The organism is Nocardioides sp. P4_G10 (assembly GCF_056401175.1).
The window spans coordinates 50,724-65,438 of record NZ_JBFUJV010000003.1 but is presented as its reverse complement, the minus strand read 5'-3'; the positions used below and the strand labels follow the sequence as shown (position 1 = coordinate 65,438).

The 14,715-nt window shown below is 72.4% G+C and carries 15 protein-coding genes and 1 tRNA gene; 9 read left to right on the top strand and 7 right to left on the bottom strand.

All coding sequences use genetic code 11. The annotated features are described in order from the left end of the window. The first annotated feature begins 18 nt into the window (after nt 1-18). The 3 genes from dusB (at nt 19) to AC1DP1_RS05800 (ending at nt 3,618) form a co-directional block, all read left to right on the top strand. On the top strand, nt 19-1,158 hold the full coding sequence (gene dusB / locus AC1DP1_RS05810) for a tRNA dihydrouridine synthase DusB (RefSeq protein WP_477506055.1): 1,140 nt from the start codon (nt 19-21) through the stop codon (nt 1,156-1,158). A 322-nt stretch (nt 1,159-1,480) separates the two neighbouring features. Then, nucleotides 1,481-2,302: a VldE C-terminal domain-containing protein gene (locus AC1DP1_RS05805; protein WP_477506267.1), complete on the top strand. Its 822-nt coding sequence runs from the start codon at nt 1,481-1,483 to the stop codon at nt 2,300-2,302. 47 nt (nt 2,303-2,349) lie between these two features. Beyond that, entirely contained in the window at nt 2,350-3,618 is a 1,269-nt protein-coding gene (locus AC1DP1_RS05800) for a deoxyguanosinetriphosphate triphosphohydrolase (protein ID WP_477506054.1), read from the top strand. Between the two features lie 50 nt (nt 3,619-3,668). On the opposite strand, the gene AC1DP1_RS05795 is transcribed toward AC1DP1_RS05800, so the two are convergent. Genes AC1DP1_RS05795 through AC1DP1_RS05785 form a run of 3 tightly spaced genes read right to left on the bottom strand, consistent with a single transcriptional unit; the run spans nt 3,669 to nt 4,727 of the window. After that, nucleotides 3,669-3,998 (bottom strand): YtxH domain-containing protein, encoded by a 330-nt coding sequence (locus AC1DP1_RS05795; RefSeq protein WP_477506053.1) that lies wholly within the window; start codon nt 3,996-3,998, stop codon nt 3,669-3,671. A gap of 56 nt (nt 3,999-4,054) precedes the next feature. Then, on the bottom strand, nt 4,055-4,315 hold the full coding sequence (locus AC1DP1_RS05790) for a DUF3618 domain-containing protein (protein WP_457189909.1): 261 nt from the start codon (nt 4,313-4,315) through the stop codon (nt 4,055-4,057). Continuing rightward, a complete protein-coding gene (locus AC1DP1_RS05785) occupies nt 4,308-4,727 on the bottom strand; it encodes a phage holin family protein (protein ID WP_457189907.1) in 420 nt (139 codons plus the stop codon). Before AC1DP1_RS05785 ends, AC1DP1_RS05790 begins: the two co-directional genes overlap by 8 nt. A 140-nt stretch (nt 4,728-4,867) precedes the next feature. Here AC1DP1_RS05785 and dnaG point away from each other — a divergent pair, with 140 nt between their 5' ends. The 3 genes from dnaG (at nt 4,868) to AC1DP1_RS05770 (ending at nt 7,412) form a co-directional block, all read left to right on the top strand. Further along, a complete protein-coding gene (gene dnaG / locus AC1DP1_RS05780; protein ID WP_477506052.1) occupies nt 4,868-6,775 on the top strand; it encodes a DNA primase in 1,908 nt (635 codons plus the stop codon). A 74-nt stretch (nt 6,776-6,849) separates the two neighbouring features. Further along, nucleotides 6,850-7,287 (top strand): hypothetical protein, encoded by a 438-nt coding sequence (locus tag AC1DP1_RS05775; protein WP_477506051.1) that lies wholly within the window; start codon nt 6,850-6,852, stop codon nt 7,285-7,287. A gap of 52 nt (nt 7,288-7,339) precedes the next feature. After that, nucleotides 7,340-7,412 (top strand) — tRNA-Asn (locus AC1DP1_RS05770). Nucleotides 7,413-7,448: 36 nt separating this feature from the next. Here the strand turns inward: AC1DP1_RS05770 and AC1DP1_RS05765 are convergent. Beyond that, nucleotides 7,449-9,200, bottom strand: a complete 1,752-nt coding sequence (locus AC1DP1_RS05765) for a glycosyltransferase family 2 protein (RefSeq protein WP_477506050.1) — start codon at nt 9,198-9,200, stop codon at nt 7,449-7,451. Between the two features lie 31 nt (nt 9,201-9,231). Further along, complete coding sequence (locus tag AC1DP1_RS05760) at nt 9,232-9,408, bottom strand: hypothetical protein (protein ID WP_477506049.1); 177 nt, start codon at nt 9,406-9,408, stop codon at nt 9,232-9,234. A 290-nt stretch (nt 9,409-9,698) separates the two neighbouring features. Here AC1DP1_RS05760 and AC1DP1_RS05755 point away from each other — a divergent pair, with 290 nt between their 5' ends. Continuing rightward, nucleotides 9,699-10,391, top strand: coding sequence for a GAF and ANTAR domain-containing protein (locus AC1DP1_RS05755; RefSeq protein WP_477506048.1), 693 nt, complete (start codon nt 9,699-9,701; stop codon nt 10,389-10,391). 125 nt (nt 10,392-10,516) lie between these two features. Then, nucleotides 10,517-11,386 carry a hypothetical protein gene (locus tag AC1DP1_RS05750; protein ID WP_477506047.1) on the top strand — a complete coding sequence of 290 codons (870 nt, stop codon included), beginning with the start codon at nt 10,517-10,519 and terminating at the stop codon, nt 11,384-11,386. Here AC1DP1_RS05750 and AC1DP1_RS05745 read toward each other — a convergent pair. Next, complete coding sequence (locus tag AC1DP1_RS05745) at nt 11,340-12,092, bottom strand: PIG-L deacetylase family protein (protein WP_477506045.1); 753 nt, start codon at nt 12,090-12,092, stop codon at nt 11,340-11,342. The two genes, AC1DP1_RS05750 and AC1DP1_RS05745, sit on opposite strands and share 47 nt — an antisense overlap. Nucleotides 12,093-12,179: 87 nt before the next feature. Between AC1DP1_RS05745 and AC1DP1_RS05740 the strand changes: the two genes are divergently transcribed. Beyond that, nucleotides 12,180-13,382 carry a sulfite oxidase gene (locus tag AC1DP1_RS05740; protein WP_477506044.1) on the top strand — a complete coding sequence of 401 codons (1,203 nt, stop codon included), beginning with the start codon at nt 12,180-12,182 and terminating at the stop codon, nt 13,380-13,382. Nucleotides 13,383-13,406: 24 nt separating this feature from the next. On the opposite strand, the gene AC1DP1_RS05735 is transcribed toward AC1DP1_RS05740, so the two are convergent. Further along, entirely contained in the window at nt 13,407-14,714 is a 1,308-nt protein-coding gene (locus AC1DP1_RS05735; RefSeq protein WP_477506043.1) for a DUF1501 domain-containing protein, read from the bottom strand. Nucleotide 14,715: the final 1 nt, after the last annotated feature.

The following is a 14,715-nucleotide window of genomic DNA, read 5'->3' as shown; positions in this document are numbered from 1 at the left end:
GGCTCCGACAATGGGGGCATGACCGTCGTGCCCGACTCCCTCACCCTGGGCTCGCTGCGCGTCGACACCCCCGTCGTGCTCGCGCCGATGGCCGGCATCACCAACGCCGCCTACCGCCGCCTCTGCGCCGAGCAGGGCGCCGGGCTCTACGTCTCCGAGATGATCACCAGCCGCGGCCTCGTCGAGGGCGACGAGGTCACGAAGAAGATGCTGACCTTCGACGAGCTGGAGACGGTGCGGTCGGTGCAGCTCTACGGCACCGACCCGGTCTACATCGGCAAGGCCGTGGAGATCCTCTGCGCCGACCACGGCGTCGCCCACGTCGACCTCAACTTCGGCTGCCCGGTGCCCAAGGTGACCCGCAAGGGCGGCGGGGGAGCGCTGCCGTGGAAGCGCGGCCTCCTCGGCGAGATCCTCGAGCACGCGGTCGCCGCCGCGGCGCCGTACGACGTCCCGGTGACGATGAAGACCCGCAAGGGCCTCGACGACGACCACCTGACCTACCTCGACGCGGGCCGCCTCGCCCAGGAGAGCGGTGTCGCCGCGATCGCCCTGCACGGGCGCACCGTGCAGCAGGCCTACTCCGGCGAGGCCGACTGGGACGCCATCGCCGCCCTCGTCGACCACGTCGACATCCCCGTCCTCGGCAACGGCGACATCTGGGAGGCCGCCGACGCGCTGCGGATGGTCGAGCAGACCGGCGCCGCGGGCGTCGTCGTCGGCCGTGGCTGCCTCGGGCGCCCGTGGCTCTTCCGCGACCTGGCCGCGGCCTTCCACGGCGAGGACGTCGCCACCCTCCCCGTCCTCGGCGAGGTCAAGGCGATGATGCGTCGCCACGCCGAGCTGCTGTCCGAGCACATGGGGGAGGAGCGGGGCTGCAAGGAGTTCCGCAAGCACATCACCTGGTACCTCAAGGGGTTCCCCGCCGGCGGTGAGCTGCGCCACCAGCTGGCCCTCGTCGACTCGCTCGCCTCCCTCGACGAGCTGCTCTCGGGGCTCGACGACGCCGCGCCGTTCCCCGAGCGCGAGCTCGGCACGCCACGCGGACGACAGGGGGCGCCACGCAAGCGGGTCGTGCTCCCCGACGGGTGGCTCGACGACACCGACGGCCGCGGCGCGCACCTGCGCGAGGACGTCGACGAGACCACCGGGGGCTGATCCCGCGGCGCCGGCGTCGTACGCACGGATCCCGTGACGGTGAGCCGGAACACGCTGGAATTTACCGGGGAAGATTGGGACAGGCCGAGTTTCCTGTGCTTCACTCGATGATCGCGTCGACGTGGGCACGAGTTCTTCCCCCGTTTCCGGGCTCGTGGATCGGCGCAACGTCCCCCGTCAGCAAGTGCAAAGGATCAGCGCTGTGGCTCAGCATCGCCACAAGCGGGAAGCCCCTGCTACCACCCCCCGTCCGTCTCGGATCCCCCGTTCCGTCCTCGTCTCCGCACCGCTCGCCGTCGTGGCGACGCTGTCCGCGGTGACCATGGGCGTCCTCGCCGCCGAGCCGGCGACCAACGACAACCTGCTCGCCTCGTCCGGCACCTCCCAGCCGGCGGCCGGAGCAACCGTCGACGACACCACGCTCCGTCGGCGCAGCGAGACGACCACCGTCTCGCGCTCGCAGATCCGCACCGCCGCGAAGGCCGAGGCCGCCGCGCGCAAGAAGATCGCCGCGGCACGCGAGGACCGTAGCGTGAACAGGAAGGCCCGCCAGCTGGCCGAGAAGGTCGACGACGCCGTGTGGACCACCGACGTCCTCAACCTCTGGGACGGCCCGTCCGAGGCGTCCGACCAGCTGGGCGTCATCGGCGCCATCAAGCAGGTGTCCGTGACCGGCCGCAAGCAGGCCGGCCGCACCCAGGTCGTCATCGACGGCCAGTCGCGCTGGGTCACCTCCGACTACCTCAGCGCCGAGAAGCCCAAGCCCGAGCCCAAGGAACCCGCCGGCCCGAGCCTGGGCGGGGTCTGCTCCAACGGCTCGTCCATCGACGCCGGTCACGCGGCGCTCTACGACATCCACGACGTGGTGTGCGCCAACTGGCCCTCCGTGACCAGCTACGGCACGTGGCGCGGTGACGGCGAGCACGGCCAGGGTCGTGCCATCGACATCATGGTGACCGGTGAGACCGGCTGGGCCATCGCGAACTTCCTGCGTGCCAACTACGCCTCGCTGGGCATCGAGTACATCATCTACTCGCAGAACATCTGGTCCGTGGAGCGCTCCGGCGAGGGCTGGCGCGGGATGTCCGACCGTGGCTCGACGACCGCCAACCACTACGACCACGTGCACGTCACGGTCTACTGAGGCGGGGCGTCGCCGGCGTCCGAGGCGCTCGCTAGGCTGACCGGCCCATGAGCATCGAGGACCCGTACGACGACTCGGCGCGCGAGCGCATCGTCGCCGAGCCACCCAAGCGGGTGGAGGCGCCGGTGCGCCTCGCGTTCGAGCGCGACCGGGCGCGCGTCGTCCATGCGGCGGCGTCGCGCCGGCTCGCGGCCAAGACGCAGGTCGTCGGACCGCAGACCGACGACTTCGTCCGCAACCGCCTCACGCACAGCCTCGAAGTGGCGCAGGTCGCCCGCGACCTGGCCCGGGCCATCGGGACGCACCCCGACATCGCGGAGACCGCAGCGCTCGCCCACGACCTCGGCCACCCGCCGTTCGGCCACAACGGCGAGCGGGTGCTGGCCGAGCTCAGCGCCGACTGCGGCGGCTTCGAGGGCAACGCGCAGACCCTGCGCCTGCTGACGCGGCTGGAGTCGAAGACCTTCGACGCCGACGGTCGCTCGGTCGGGCTCAACCTGACGCGCGCCACGCTCGACGCCTGCACCAAGTACCCCTGGGCGCGGGCGGAGGCGACCGGGCCCCACGGGGTCCACGCCGACGGCACGCCGCGGGTCGTGGTGAAGTTCGGTGTCTACGACGACGACCGCCCGGTCTTCGACTGGGTGCGGTCGGGCGTCGAGGGCCGCCGGCGCTGCTTGGAGGCCCAGGTGATGGACCTCGCCGACGACGTCGCCTACTCGGTGCACGACGTCGAGGACGGCATCGTGGCCGGTCGCCTCGACCTCACCCGGCTCGACCGCGACGCTCTCTGGGAGACCGTCCGCTCGTGGTACCTGCCCGGGGCCGACGACGCCGCCCTCGACGTGGCACTGGCCGACCTGCGGGCGGTGGGCAGCTGGCCCCGGTCGTCGTACGACGGGAGCAGGCGCAGCCTCGCCGCGATCAAGAACCTCACCAGCGACCTCATCGGCCGCTTCTGCGGCAGCGTGCAGCAGGCGACCTTCGCCGCGACGGCGGGGGAGCCGCCCGTGCGGCACCGCGCCGACCTGGTGGTGCCCGAGGCCACCGAGGTCGAGATCGGGGTCCTCAAGGGGATCGCCGCCCACTACGTGATGCAGGCCGACGACCGGGTGGCGCTGATGCAACGCCAGCGCCAGCTCGTCGCGGAGCTCGTCGAGGCGCTGTGGGCGCGCGGGGTCGACGGCCTCGACCCGGTCTTCGTCGAGGACTGGGAGCACGCAGACGACGACGCCGAGCGGCGACGCGTGGTCGTCGACCAGGTCGCGTCACTGACCGACGCCAGCGCCGTCGCACGTCACGCCGCGCTCACCTGAAAAGGGCCCGGCCAGATGGCCGGGCCCCTTTCAGGCGTGCGTGCGACGACCTACGGCAGGTTGCCCTGCGGGTACGGGTCGTCCTGGCGGGCCGTGCTGTCGGGGTGCAGCTGTTCCTCGAGGTCGGAGCGGTGGTCGCCGCTGCCGCCCGAGGGCGTCACCTTGTCGGCCGCCGTGCTGGCCGCCGCGGCGACCTTGTCCTTGACGACGGGGGCCTTGTCCTTGGCGAGGTCGGCCGCCTGGTGCGCCTTCTCCTGGACCCGCGGGTCCTCCTTGACGCGGGTGGCCGCCTTCTTGATCTGTTCGTAGCGTTCCCGGCCCGCACGCGTGCCGAGCACGTAGCCGACACCTCCGGCGACGAGCAGCATGAGCTTATTCATGGGGTCTCCCTTCCCTGGTGTGGCTTCTGTGTGCGGTGTGGTGCCCGCGGTGGTGCTCAGTGGTCGCCGCGGCGCCGCCACAGCAGCAGCACCACGACCATCGCCACGAGCGAGCCGGCGGCCGCGAGCACCTCGGTGCGGGGCTGGCCGGTGTCGGTCGTGGCGGCGTCCTTGAGCGAGGCCACCCGCTGCTGCGCCTGCGACTTCACGTCGAGCTTGGCGGCGAGCTGGTCGACGGTCCCGGCCAGCTGCTCGCGCTGCAGTGCGATCTCGGCCTCGAGCTGCTCCGGCGTCTTCTCCGGCGTCTGGTCACTCATGGTGGTCTCCCTTCACCGTCGCGATGTCCTCCTTCAGCCCCTGGATCGCCCGCTCGGGGGCGGGGGGTCCGGCCTCGGCGACCTTGTTCTTGCCGACCATGCCGACCACGGCGGCGCCGGCGAGCAGGACGAGCGCCACGATGAGGGCGGCCAGCCAGGCGTCGACGACGAGCGAGAGGGCGAGGATCGCGGTCGCCACGATCGACCCGAACGCGAAGAACGCGAGCAGGCCGGCGACGCTGAACATGCCGATCCCGACGCCTGCGCGCTTGCCCTTCTGCGCGACCTCCGCCTGGGCGAGGCGCATCTCCGAGCGGATGAGCTCGGGGACCTGCTGGGTGAGCTGGTGGACGAGTGCGCCGAGGGTCTGGTCCTGGGTCTGACCCTCTGGAGCGCCGTGCTGAGCGGTCATGCTTCGACCTTCCCAGACGCACCCACGGGGCACCAGCGACGTACGCCCCAAGGGGTGGCCGGACGCGAGGATCCGGGGCGCCGGCAGCCGTTGTGGAGACTCCGGCGTGCTCGTGGGAGGGCGCCCGTAGACTCCCCGGCGTGGCAGGCCGGATTCGCGACGACGACATCGCCGAGGTGCGCGAGAAGGCGCGGATCGACGACGTGGTGTCGGGCTACGTCACGCTCAAGCGCGCGGGCGGCGGGTCGCTCAAGGGCCTGTGCCCCTTCCACGACGAGAAGACGCCGTCGTTCAACGTCAACCCGGCCCGCCAGTTCTTCCACTGCTTCGGCTGCGGCGAGGGCGGTGACGTCATCTCCTTCCTGATGAAGGTCGACGGGCTCACCTTCACCGAGTCCGTCGAGCGGCTCGCCGAGAAGTTCGGCGTCCAGCTGCGCCGCGAGGAGGGCGACGACGAGCCCGTACGACCCCGCGGACCGGCCCGCGGCCGACTGATCGAGGCGCACAAGGTCGCCCAGCAGTTCTACGCCGAGCAGCTGGCCGGCCCCGACGCCGTGGTCGCGCGGCAGTTCCTGCACGAGCGCGGGTTCGACCAGTCCGCGGCCGCGACCTTCGGGGTGGGTTTCGCACCCCGCGACGGCGAGGCGCTGGTGCGCCACCTGCGCGGTCGGCGGTTCAGCGACGAGGAGTCGGTCGCGGCCGGTCTCGTCGCGCTGGGGCGTTCCCACTACGACCGCTTCCGCGGCCGCCTGGTGTGGCCGATCCGGGAGGCCAACGGCGACACGATCGGCTTCGGCGCACGCCGGATCTTCGACGACGACCGCATCGAGGCGAAGTACCTCAACACCTCCGAGACCGCGATCTACAAGAAGAGCCAGGTGCTCTACGGCATCGACCTGGCCCGCACCGCGATGAAGGACGCCCAGCAGGCCGTCGTCGTCGAGGGCTACACCGACGTGATGGCCTGCCACCTCGCGGGCGTCAAGACCGCGGTGGCCTCGTGCGGCACGGCCTTCGGCCAGGACCACGCGCGGGTGCTGCGCCGCTTCCTCGGCGACCACGACACCACCAGCGGCGAGGTGATCTTCACCTTCGACGGCGACTCGGCCGGGCAGAAGGCGGCCATGAAGGTGCTCGACAGCGACCAGGTGTTCGCCTCGCAGACCTACGTCGCCGTGGCCCCCGAGGGGATGGACCCCTGCGACCTGCGGCTCAAGGAGGGCGACGAGGCCGTGCGCGAGCTGGTCGCGAGCCGCAAGCCGCTCTACCGCTTCGCGCTCGACAACGTCCTCACCCGCTACGACCTCGACCGCGCCGACGGCCGCGTCGACGCGCTTCGCGACGCCGCCGGGCTGGTGGCCGGCATCCGCGACAAGACCAAGGTCGAGACGTTCTCCCGCGAGCTCGCGCACATGGTCGGGGTCGACCTCGACCAGGTGCGGGCGGAGGTGCGTCGGGCAGCCGATCGCCCCGCCGCCGCCGCCAAGGACGAGCGCCGTCCGGTCCGCGGCGGCGACGCCCCTCAGGCGCCGGAGCCGGCCCGGCCGGCGCTGCCGAGCCTGTCCGACCCACGGTTCCTGATCGAGCGCGAGCTGCTCAAGCTCGTCATCCAGCACCCCGCCGGGGTGGGCCGCACGACCGCCCACGTGACCACGGGCGACTTCACCCATCCGACGTTCCAGGGCGTCTGGGAGGCGGTGACCGCGGCCGGCGGGCCCGTCGCCGGCGTCGACGACGCCGGCTGGGCCGCCAAGGTGCGCGGGTCGGCCACCGACCCCGCCGTCGTCGCGGCGGTCACCGAGCTCGGGGTCGAGCCGGTCCGCGGCACCACGGACCCGAACCCGACGTTCGCCGTCGCCTACGTCTACCGGCTCCAGGAGCTCACCACCTCCCGGCGCATCGCCGACGTCAAGGCCCGCCTCCAGCGCACCAACCCCGTCGACCAGGCGCTCGACTACAACCGCATGTTCGGCGAGCTGGTGATGCTGGAGCAGCACCGCCGCAAGCTGCGCGAGGGTGCCGTGGGCCAGCCGGGAGGCCAGTCCTGATGATGCCCATCAGCTGGCGGAGGCGTTCGCTCGTCCCGTCCGTGACGGTGCCGCGCGGCGAGAAGGTGCTCGCCATGACCACCGCGACCGACGGTGCGGTCCTCGCCGGCACCCGTGACGCGTTCTACGTCGTCCGGGACGGCGAGACCCGGCGGGTGCCCTGGGAGCAGGTCGAGGCGGCCAACTGGGACCGCGACACCGACACGTTCCGGCTCTCCGAGGTCGGCAGCTGGGGCGAGGAGCGACCAGTGCACACCGCCACGCTCACCGATCCGGGGCGGCTGCTCGAGCTGGTCCGCGAGCGGGTCACCGCCAGCGTCGTGCTGCAGCGCCACGTGACGCTCGGCCGGAGCCGCAGCCTGCGGGTGATCGCGCGCCGTGCACCGTCCGGTGCGGGTGGTGTCGAGTGGGTCTACGAGTACGACGAGGGGGTCGACCCCGACGACCCGGAGGTCCGTGCCGCGGCCAGCGAGGCGCTCGAGCTGGCCCGTCGTGACGTGGGGATGCCCTGATTTCACCCGCGGTGTCGAGGCTTGCTAAGGTTTCGCCTCGCTGCACAAGCGATCCCCTGTAGCTCAATTGGCAGAGCATTCGACTGTTAATCGGAGGGTTGTTGGTTCGAGTCCAACCGGGGGAGCAGTAGAAATCGGCTCCTGACCTGCATCAACGCAGGTCAGGAGCCGTTTCGCATGTCCCCTGCAGGCTCGTGGGCGTCGCCCCGCCTGGACCAGGCACGCCGGGCGTCGCGGCGCAGCGGCGGAAGCAGCTGCAGGAGGCTGAGGACGACGAAGACGAGGGTGTTGAACGCCACCCAGATGCTGAGGGACCGGTACCAGTCCGTCAGGAGGACCGAGCTCGGGAGCACGATGCCGAACGCGACGAGCACCGGAAGCGTCGCCGCCTGAAGAGCGGGGCGGGCGACGTAGTTCCACCCGGCCTTGCGTCCGGTGGCGATCTGGACGATCGACGTCACGAAGCAGGCCTGGAGGAAGGCGGCGTAGGCGAGCTCGATCACCACGGGCACGGCCAGCACGCGGGCCCGCCACCCGACTGCCCACACGGTGACCAGTCGTTCGAGGAGGAACACCAGGCCGATGCCCACCCAGAAGGGCGACCAGCGGATGCTGTCGGCCGCCAGGAGCGTGATGGCCAGGAGGAGGAGGTAGGACCACAGGGCGACAACGCCGTAGCCCAGCGCGAGCTGTTGCGTCCAGTACATCGCGGTCGCGCGGGTGAACCCGTACGCGCCGATGTTCTCCACGGCTCCTCGGTGCCAGCGCAGGCGCTGCCGCCAGAGGTCGCGCCAGCGGGTCATGACCTCGGTGGTGACCCGGCACTGGTGCGGGGAGGTCATCTGGGCGCCCAGCGTCTTCAGGGCGAGCGTGAGCTCGTTGTCCTCGGTCAACGCAAGCGTGTCGTACACCTTGCCCGGTGGGCCGGGGATCAGGGAGCCCCGGGCCTGGGCCACGGCGCTCAGGGCGAAACCGCGGATCACCGAGGCGGTGCCCGTCAGCACGAAGACCCGGTCGAGCCGGCGGGCGACGATCCGCTGGTAGCGGCCGTACTCGTTGCGCTGGAGCTGCCCGACCAGCCCACCGCCCCCCTCGCCGAAGAAGAGCCCGCCGACCGCCATCAGGTCTGCGTCGTCCTCGAGCAGGCCGAGTGCGGTCTCCAGGAAGTCCGGGGAGATCGTCGAGTCGGCATCCATGACCAGGACGACGTCCTCGGCGTCGAGCGAGGGCAGGAGCAGCGCGAGCTGCTGGTTGAGCGCGCCGGCCTTCTTCTCGGTGTTGCCGACGCTCTCCACCACCTCCACCCCGCAGGCACGTGCCAGCTCGCCCGTGGCGTCGGTGCAGTTGTCGGCGATCACGATGATCCGGTCCGGACGCCGGGTCTGGTCGGCCAGCGAGCGCAGGGTGGCGCCGATGACGGCCTCCTCGTCATGGGCGGGCACCAGGACGGTGCAGCGCAGACGGGTGCCTGGTGGCAGGTCCTCGCTCGGGACGGCGAGGGCCGGCCACTCCGGTGGGTGCTCCATGGCCAGGCTGCGGACAGCAATCGGTCCCAAGGTCCATCTGCGGGCCTGCTGCAGGTGCGCCGGCAGTGGGGGAGGGATGCGGCGGTCGCGGTTGAGGACCTGCATCGCCGTGGCCGTCTCGAGCGCGGCCAGGGCGAGGAAGGTGGCCGCGACCAGCGCGACGGCAGCCAGGAACACGGCCAGCCCGGGAGGTCTGAACTCCACGCTCAGAGGGAGGACAGCCGTGTCCGAGATGGTCTCCCGGCCGTCCACCGTCGTGAGCTGCCACGCCGCGACCGCAAGCAGCACCAGGCTGAGCACGACGAGCCCCGCCGTCACCCACCCCAGCAGCGAGGCGCGCCCTCGCAGGCTGGCACTTCGAGTCGCTTGCGCGGCCGGATCCTCCATCGCCACCCATTCTCGGCCGGCTACGGCCTGGTCATCCCTCTGTCGCCACCTCGAGCGGGGTTTCGGGCTCACCCTCGCCGAACAACGTCGCGAGCCACTGGACGTTCTCGCTCGCGAGCACAGCCGCGCCGCAGCCGCCGAAGGCCAGCCAGAGCGTGCCGAAGAACTCTGCTGCGAGACGCTGCGGGTTGCTGTGCAGGAAGTGCACCCGGTCACCAGCCCATCCACGTCCGTCGCGCCGGACACGCTAGCCAGCGCAGCAACGCTCCACCTCATCCCTCCCGGGTGAGGCAGCCCACTCGTGCCCGGAGCGGATCATTGCGGCGCATCCGGGTACTGCGGGCCAGGTCCCTGCGGCGTCGCGACTTCGCAGGGGACCCAGGCCCGGGCGGTCAAGAAGCGGCCGCCCGGGCCGTCCCCTCCGCCTGACGGCTCGGGGTCCACCGGTGCATCTATACGATGCGGTCGGGGTCGAACCGCCGGAGGGAATGCGTGAGGATGGATCGTCATGAGTTCGGACGGCGGTTGGCCGAGGCCGCCCGGGAGATGTCGGCGGCCCGGCACCCCGCCGACACCCTGCAACGCATCGCGACGATGGCCGTCGACCTGATCGACGCCTGCGACGTCGCCGGGGTCTGCGTGCTGCGGCCGGGACGCAACGACACCTGCGCCCACACGCATGCGTCGTTGCAGGTCATGGACGACCTGCAGCACGACCTCGCCGAAGGACCGTCCATGAGCGGGAATCCGGCCGTCGACGTGGTCTCGGTGGGCGACCTCAGCAGGGACGCCCGGTGGCCGCGGTGGGGGAGCGAGGTGGTCGACCGGACGGGGGTGCGGGCCTACCTGGGCTTCCGGTTGTTCGTCGAGGACGACAGCATCGGCATGCTCAACCTCTACGCCTACGAGCCCGACGCCTTCGACCACGAGGACAAGCTCGACGGCCTCGTCGCGGCGGCGCACGCTTCCGTGGCCCTCAGTGCGACCGTGCGGCACGACCAGATGCACACCGCCCTGACGAGCCGGCAGCTGATCGGCGAGGCGACCGGGATCCTGCGCGAGCGATTCGCGCTGACCTCGGACCAGGCCTTCGCCGTGCTCAAGCGGCTCTCGTCCCAGCAGAACATCAAGCTCTTCGCCGTGGCCCAGCAGGTGGTCGAGACGGGCACCCTGCCGGGCTCGGCTCCTTAGCCGCTGCCCTGGCCTCAGCCCCCGGCCGGTGCGGCGGATTGCCGTGGCGTAACGCTTCCGCGGTCGCGTGTGAACTGTGCGTTACGCCGCCTCCGTCCGACGCCGGGCTGGGTCAGGGTGGCGCCATGAGCGCAGGACCGATGGAGGGCCACGACCCTCGCGAGTTCGTCGTACGCCCGGACGGAACCKTGGTCGGTGACGACGGTGCAGCAGGTGCGCTCGCCGCCGCCCTGCCCTACACGGGCCGGCTGGCCCGCCGCGCAGGGGAGCTGGTCGAGGCCGGCGACCTGCGCGCCCTGGAGGCGGTGGGCACGCGCCGCCTGACGGTCGGGGTGACCTGGACCCCCGCCGGGGAGGGCACCTACCGGGCAGTGCTCGCGCCCGCCGAGGCCCGCACCGTGCCGACCTTCATGGTGGTCGGCGGTGCGGACGCCACGGCCACGGTCATCCACTGCGTCGACCGGCTCCAGTCCGTCGACGGCGTCCGCTGGGCAGGCGTCGTCACGGCCGGGTCGCGCGTCGTCGCCACGGCCGGGGACGGGGCGGCGAGGCGTCATCTCGACGAGGTGGGAAACCGCATGCTCGCGATCCTGCGCTCGCTGGAGGACCAGCACGTGGCCGGCTTCGTCCGGCTGCGGTTCGAGCAGGCGTTCGTGGTCGGCGCGTCGCTCGGTCGCCACGCGATGGTGGCGTGCACGGACGAGACGGACGAGCACGCGCTGCTCGCGACGATCGACGAGGTGCGCGCGATCCTGGCGGACCACGACCTGTCGTCGGTGCCGACGCAGGACGAGTCCACTGCAGCCCACCCGGCGGCCGTCCACGAGACGCCCGACGAGGTCGTCGTGGAGGCCGCACCGACCCCGCCGCCGCTGGTGGGGGCGCGGTTCGCCGGTGCGGGTGCGCGGGAGCCGCGCCGGGGCAGGCGGCGGTTCGGGCGGGGGACCGTCAGCCCCAGCCCAGGGGAAACACCTCGAACGTCGAGGCGTGGGTGACGCCGAGCCCCTGGCCACCACCGCGGAGGATCCCGTCGAGGAACTCCTCGGGGTCCCAGCCCTCCCAGCCGAGCCCCTCGATGTAGGCCCGGTGCTCCTTCAGGGAGGCGACCCCGGCCGCGAACGTGTCGGTGACGTCCACCGCGTGCGTCGCCTGCGGTGACCCTCCCGCCCAGACCGCCTTCACGCCGCCCCACGGCTCGAGCCCGTCGGTCAGCTGCTCGGGGAACACCCAGCGGTTCCCGGCGTCGCGGACCGCGTCGAGGAGCGCCTTGCCCACGGCGATGTGGTCGGCCTGGTTGAGGTTGGTGCCGCCGAACGTCTCGCGGAAGTTGATGGTCAGCGCGACGTCGGGTCGCTGCTCCCGCACGACCTTCGCGAGCGCGCGCCGCAGCTCGACGCCGTACTCCAGGATCCCGTCGGGCAAGCGCAGGAACAGCACCTCGTCGACGCCGACGGCGGCGGCGGACGCGATCTCCTCCGCCTCACGCAGGGGCCCGCACTCGTCGGGGTGGATCCCGTCGATCCCGGCCTCGCCGCTGGTCACCATGCAGTAGACGACCTTCTTCCCCTGGCCGGTCCACCGCGCGACCGCGGCGGCCGCGCCGTACTCGATGTCGTCGGGGTGCGCCACGACGAACAGGGCGCTCTGCCAGTCCTCGGGCAGCGCTTCGAAGGATGGGGGCGTGGGTCGTTCGGCGGTCATGCACCGAGCATGGCACCGCGAGGACGACGTGTCTGCCGGCGTGAGTTGTGTAGTGAAACGAACGACTTACTCCTATATGGTCGGCCCATGACCTCGTACGCGCCGACCCGACGTGGATTCCTCACCGCCGCCGCTGCGCTCGCCGGCGCCGCAGTCGTCCCCACCTCCGTGTGGCGCGCAGCCCCCGTCTCCGCTGCGTCGCCGTTCATCCTCAAGCCCACCCCGCCGGCCTACTTCACCGACTTCGGGACCAACGCCGAGATGCGCTGGGCCTCGGTCGACCCGCAGCGCTACCTCACGCCCCAGTCCCGCCTGTTCGTGCGCAACCACACCCGCACCCCTCAGGTCGACCGGTCGACCTACGCGCTGCGCGTGCACGGCGACGGTCTGGCGACGCCGAGGGGGGAGGGCGAGGCGCTCAGCCTGTCGTTCGCCGACCTCCAGCGGCTGCCCCACCACGAGCTCACCGCCGTGGTGGAGTGCACCGGCAACGGTCGCAGCTACTTCCGGACCCAGCAGGGGCAGACCGTCTCCGGCACCGCCTGGACCCTCGGCGCCGTCGGCACCGTGCGCTGGAGCGGCGTACGCCTGCGCGACGTGCTCGCCTCCGTCGGGCTGTCGCCGGACGCGGTGTCCATCCAGGCCACCGGGCTCGACGACCCCTTCGTCTCGGGCGGCACGGACTACGGCCGGGTGCGTCGTCCGTTCCCGGTGGAGAAGGCGCTCGACGACGCGCTGCTCGCGTGGGGGATCAACGGCGAGGACCTGCTGCCCGACCACGGCTACCCGCTCCGACTGGTGCTGCCCGGCTGGGTCGGCATCGCGAGCATCAAGTGGCTCGGGTCGCTGGAGGTGTCGACGACGCAGCTGACGTCGCCGTGGAACACCACCTTCTACCGGATGGTCGGCCCCGACTGGCCGGTCGACTCCCCGCCGTTGACGGTCAACCCGGTGCGCTCCGCGTGGGAGCTGGCCCCCGAGCAGGTGCTGCCGTCACGCCCCGTCACCCTGACCGGTCGGTCGTGGAGCGGCGCCGGCCGGATCACGCGCGTCTCGGTGAGCCTCGACGGCGGTGCCAGGTGGCGCCCCGCCGTCCTGGACCGCCGGTCCCGCGAGGACGAAGGCTGGACGCAGTGGTCGGTGCGCTGGGCCAACCCGCGCCCCGGGCGCCACGAGCTGCTCGCCCGGGCGACCGACGAGCAGGGCCGCACCCAGCCGCTCGTGGCCGCCTTCAACACCCAGGGCTACTTCTTCGACGCCGTCGTGCGCCACCCCGTGCAGGTCGTCTGACCGCCTGCGGGGACGGGGACACCGTCAGGCCATCACGCCGACGGCCTGCGGGGCGAAGCCCGGGAAGACCTGCGCGACCGAGACGCCGAAGCGTCGGGTGACGACCTCGGCGAGCACGCTGCGGTAGTCGGTGGTGACCAGGAGGTCGGCGTCCGGCGTGTCGGACAGGCCCGGCCACGAGCCGTAGTAGCGGCCGCCCCGCACCCCGGCGCCGGCGACGAACATGACGTTGCCGAAGCCGTGGTCGGTGCCGTAGTCGTCGTTCTCCCGCACCCTGCGGCCGAACTCGCTCAGGGTCACGAGGGTGACCCGCTCGGCGGCCGGTCCGAGGTCGGAGAAGAACGCCGCGATCGAGCTCGCCAGGTCGGAGGCGTTGCGCACCATGTCGCCCCACTCGAGCGTGCCCGCGTCGGTGTGCATGTCCCAGTCGCCCTGGTCGACGGTGATCACCTCGGTGCCGACGCCGGACCGCACGATCCGGGAGACGTCCGACAGTGCCTGGCCCAGCCCGCTGGAGGGGTACGCGGTGGCAGGCGCGCCGGCCGGGGTGTCCCGGGCGGCACCGAAGGTCTGCGCCCCCGAGATCGCGTCGCGCACCGCGCGGCTCATCGGGCTGCTGCCGCGCCACGCGTGCGCCAGGGACGCCAGCCGGCGGCCCTCCTCGTCGGCGCCCGCGACCTTGGCCTGGTCGACCCGGCCGACCACGAAGGCCGGCTGCGCGCCGAAGAGCGAGGTCGGCGCCTGGTTGCCCATCGCCGTGCCCTGCAGCGGCGACGTGCCGGGCAGCTCGCCCAGCAGGCGGTTGAGCCAGCCGGTGCGCTCGGACGAGCCGGGGGCGGCGTCCTCGATGGCCTCCATGGCCGCGAAGTGCGACCGGTTGGGTGCGGCCATGCCGGTGGCGTGCACGGCGGCCAGCGTGCCGGCGTCCCACATCGGCAGCAGCGGGGCCAGGGCGGGGTGCAGCCCGAACATCGCGTCCGGTGCGAGCAGCGCGGTGTGGGGGATCGCCAGGCGCGGTCGCGCGGCGTAGTAGACCGGGTCGGCGTGCGGGACGACGAGCGAGAGGCCGTCGGCCGCGCCACGCAGCGAGAGGATCACCAGCACGGAGCCGCCCGGCGCGGCCAGCCCGGCTGCGCTGCGGCCGGTGACGGCGTACGCCGACGGGCCGGCGCCCGTGAGCGACGGGCCGAGCGCGACGGCGCCGCCGGCGAGGGCGGTGCCGAGCAGTGCGCGTCGGCTCAGGGCCAGTCGCGCCTCGTCGTAGTCGGGGCAGCCGCAGGGTCGGGCCCCCGGAGCGGCGGGGACGGCAGGGGTCGGGTGGGAAGCAGTCATG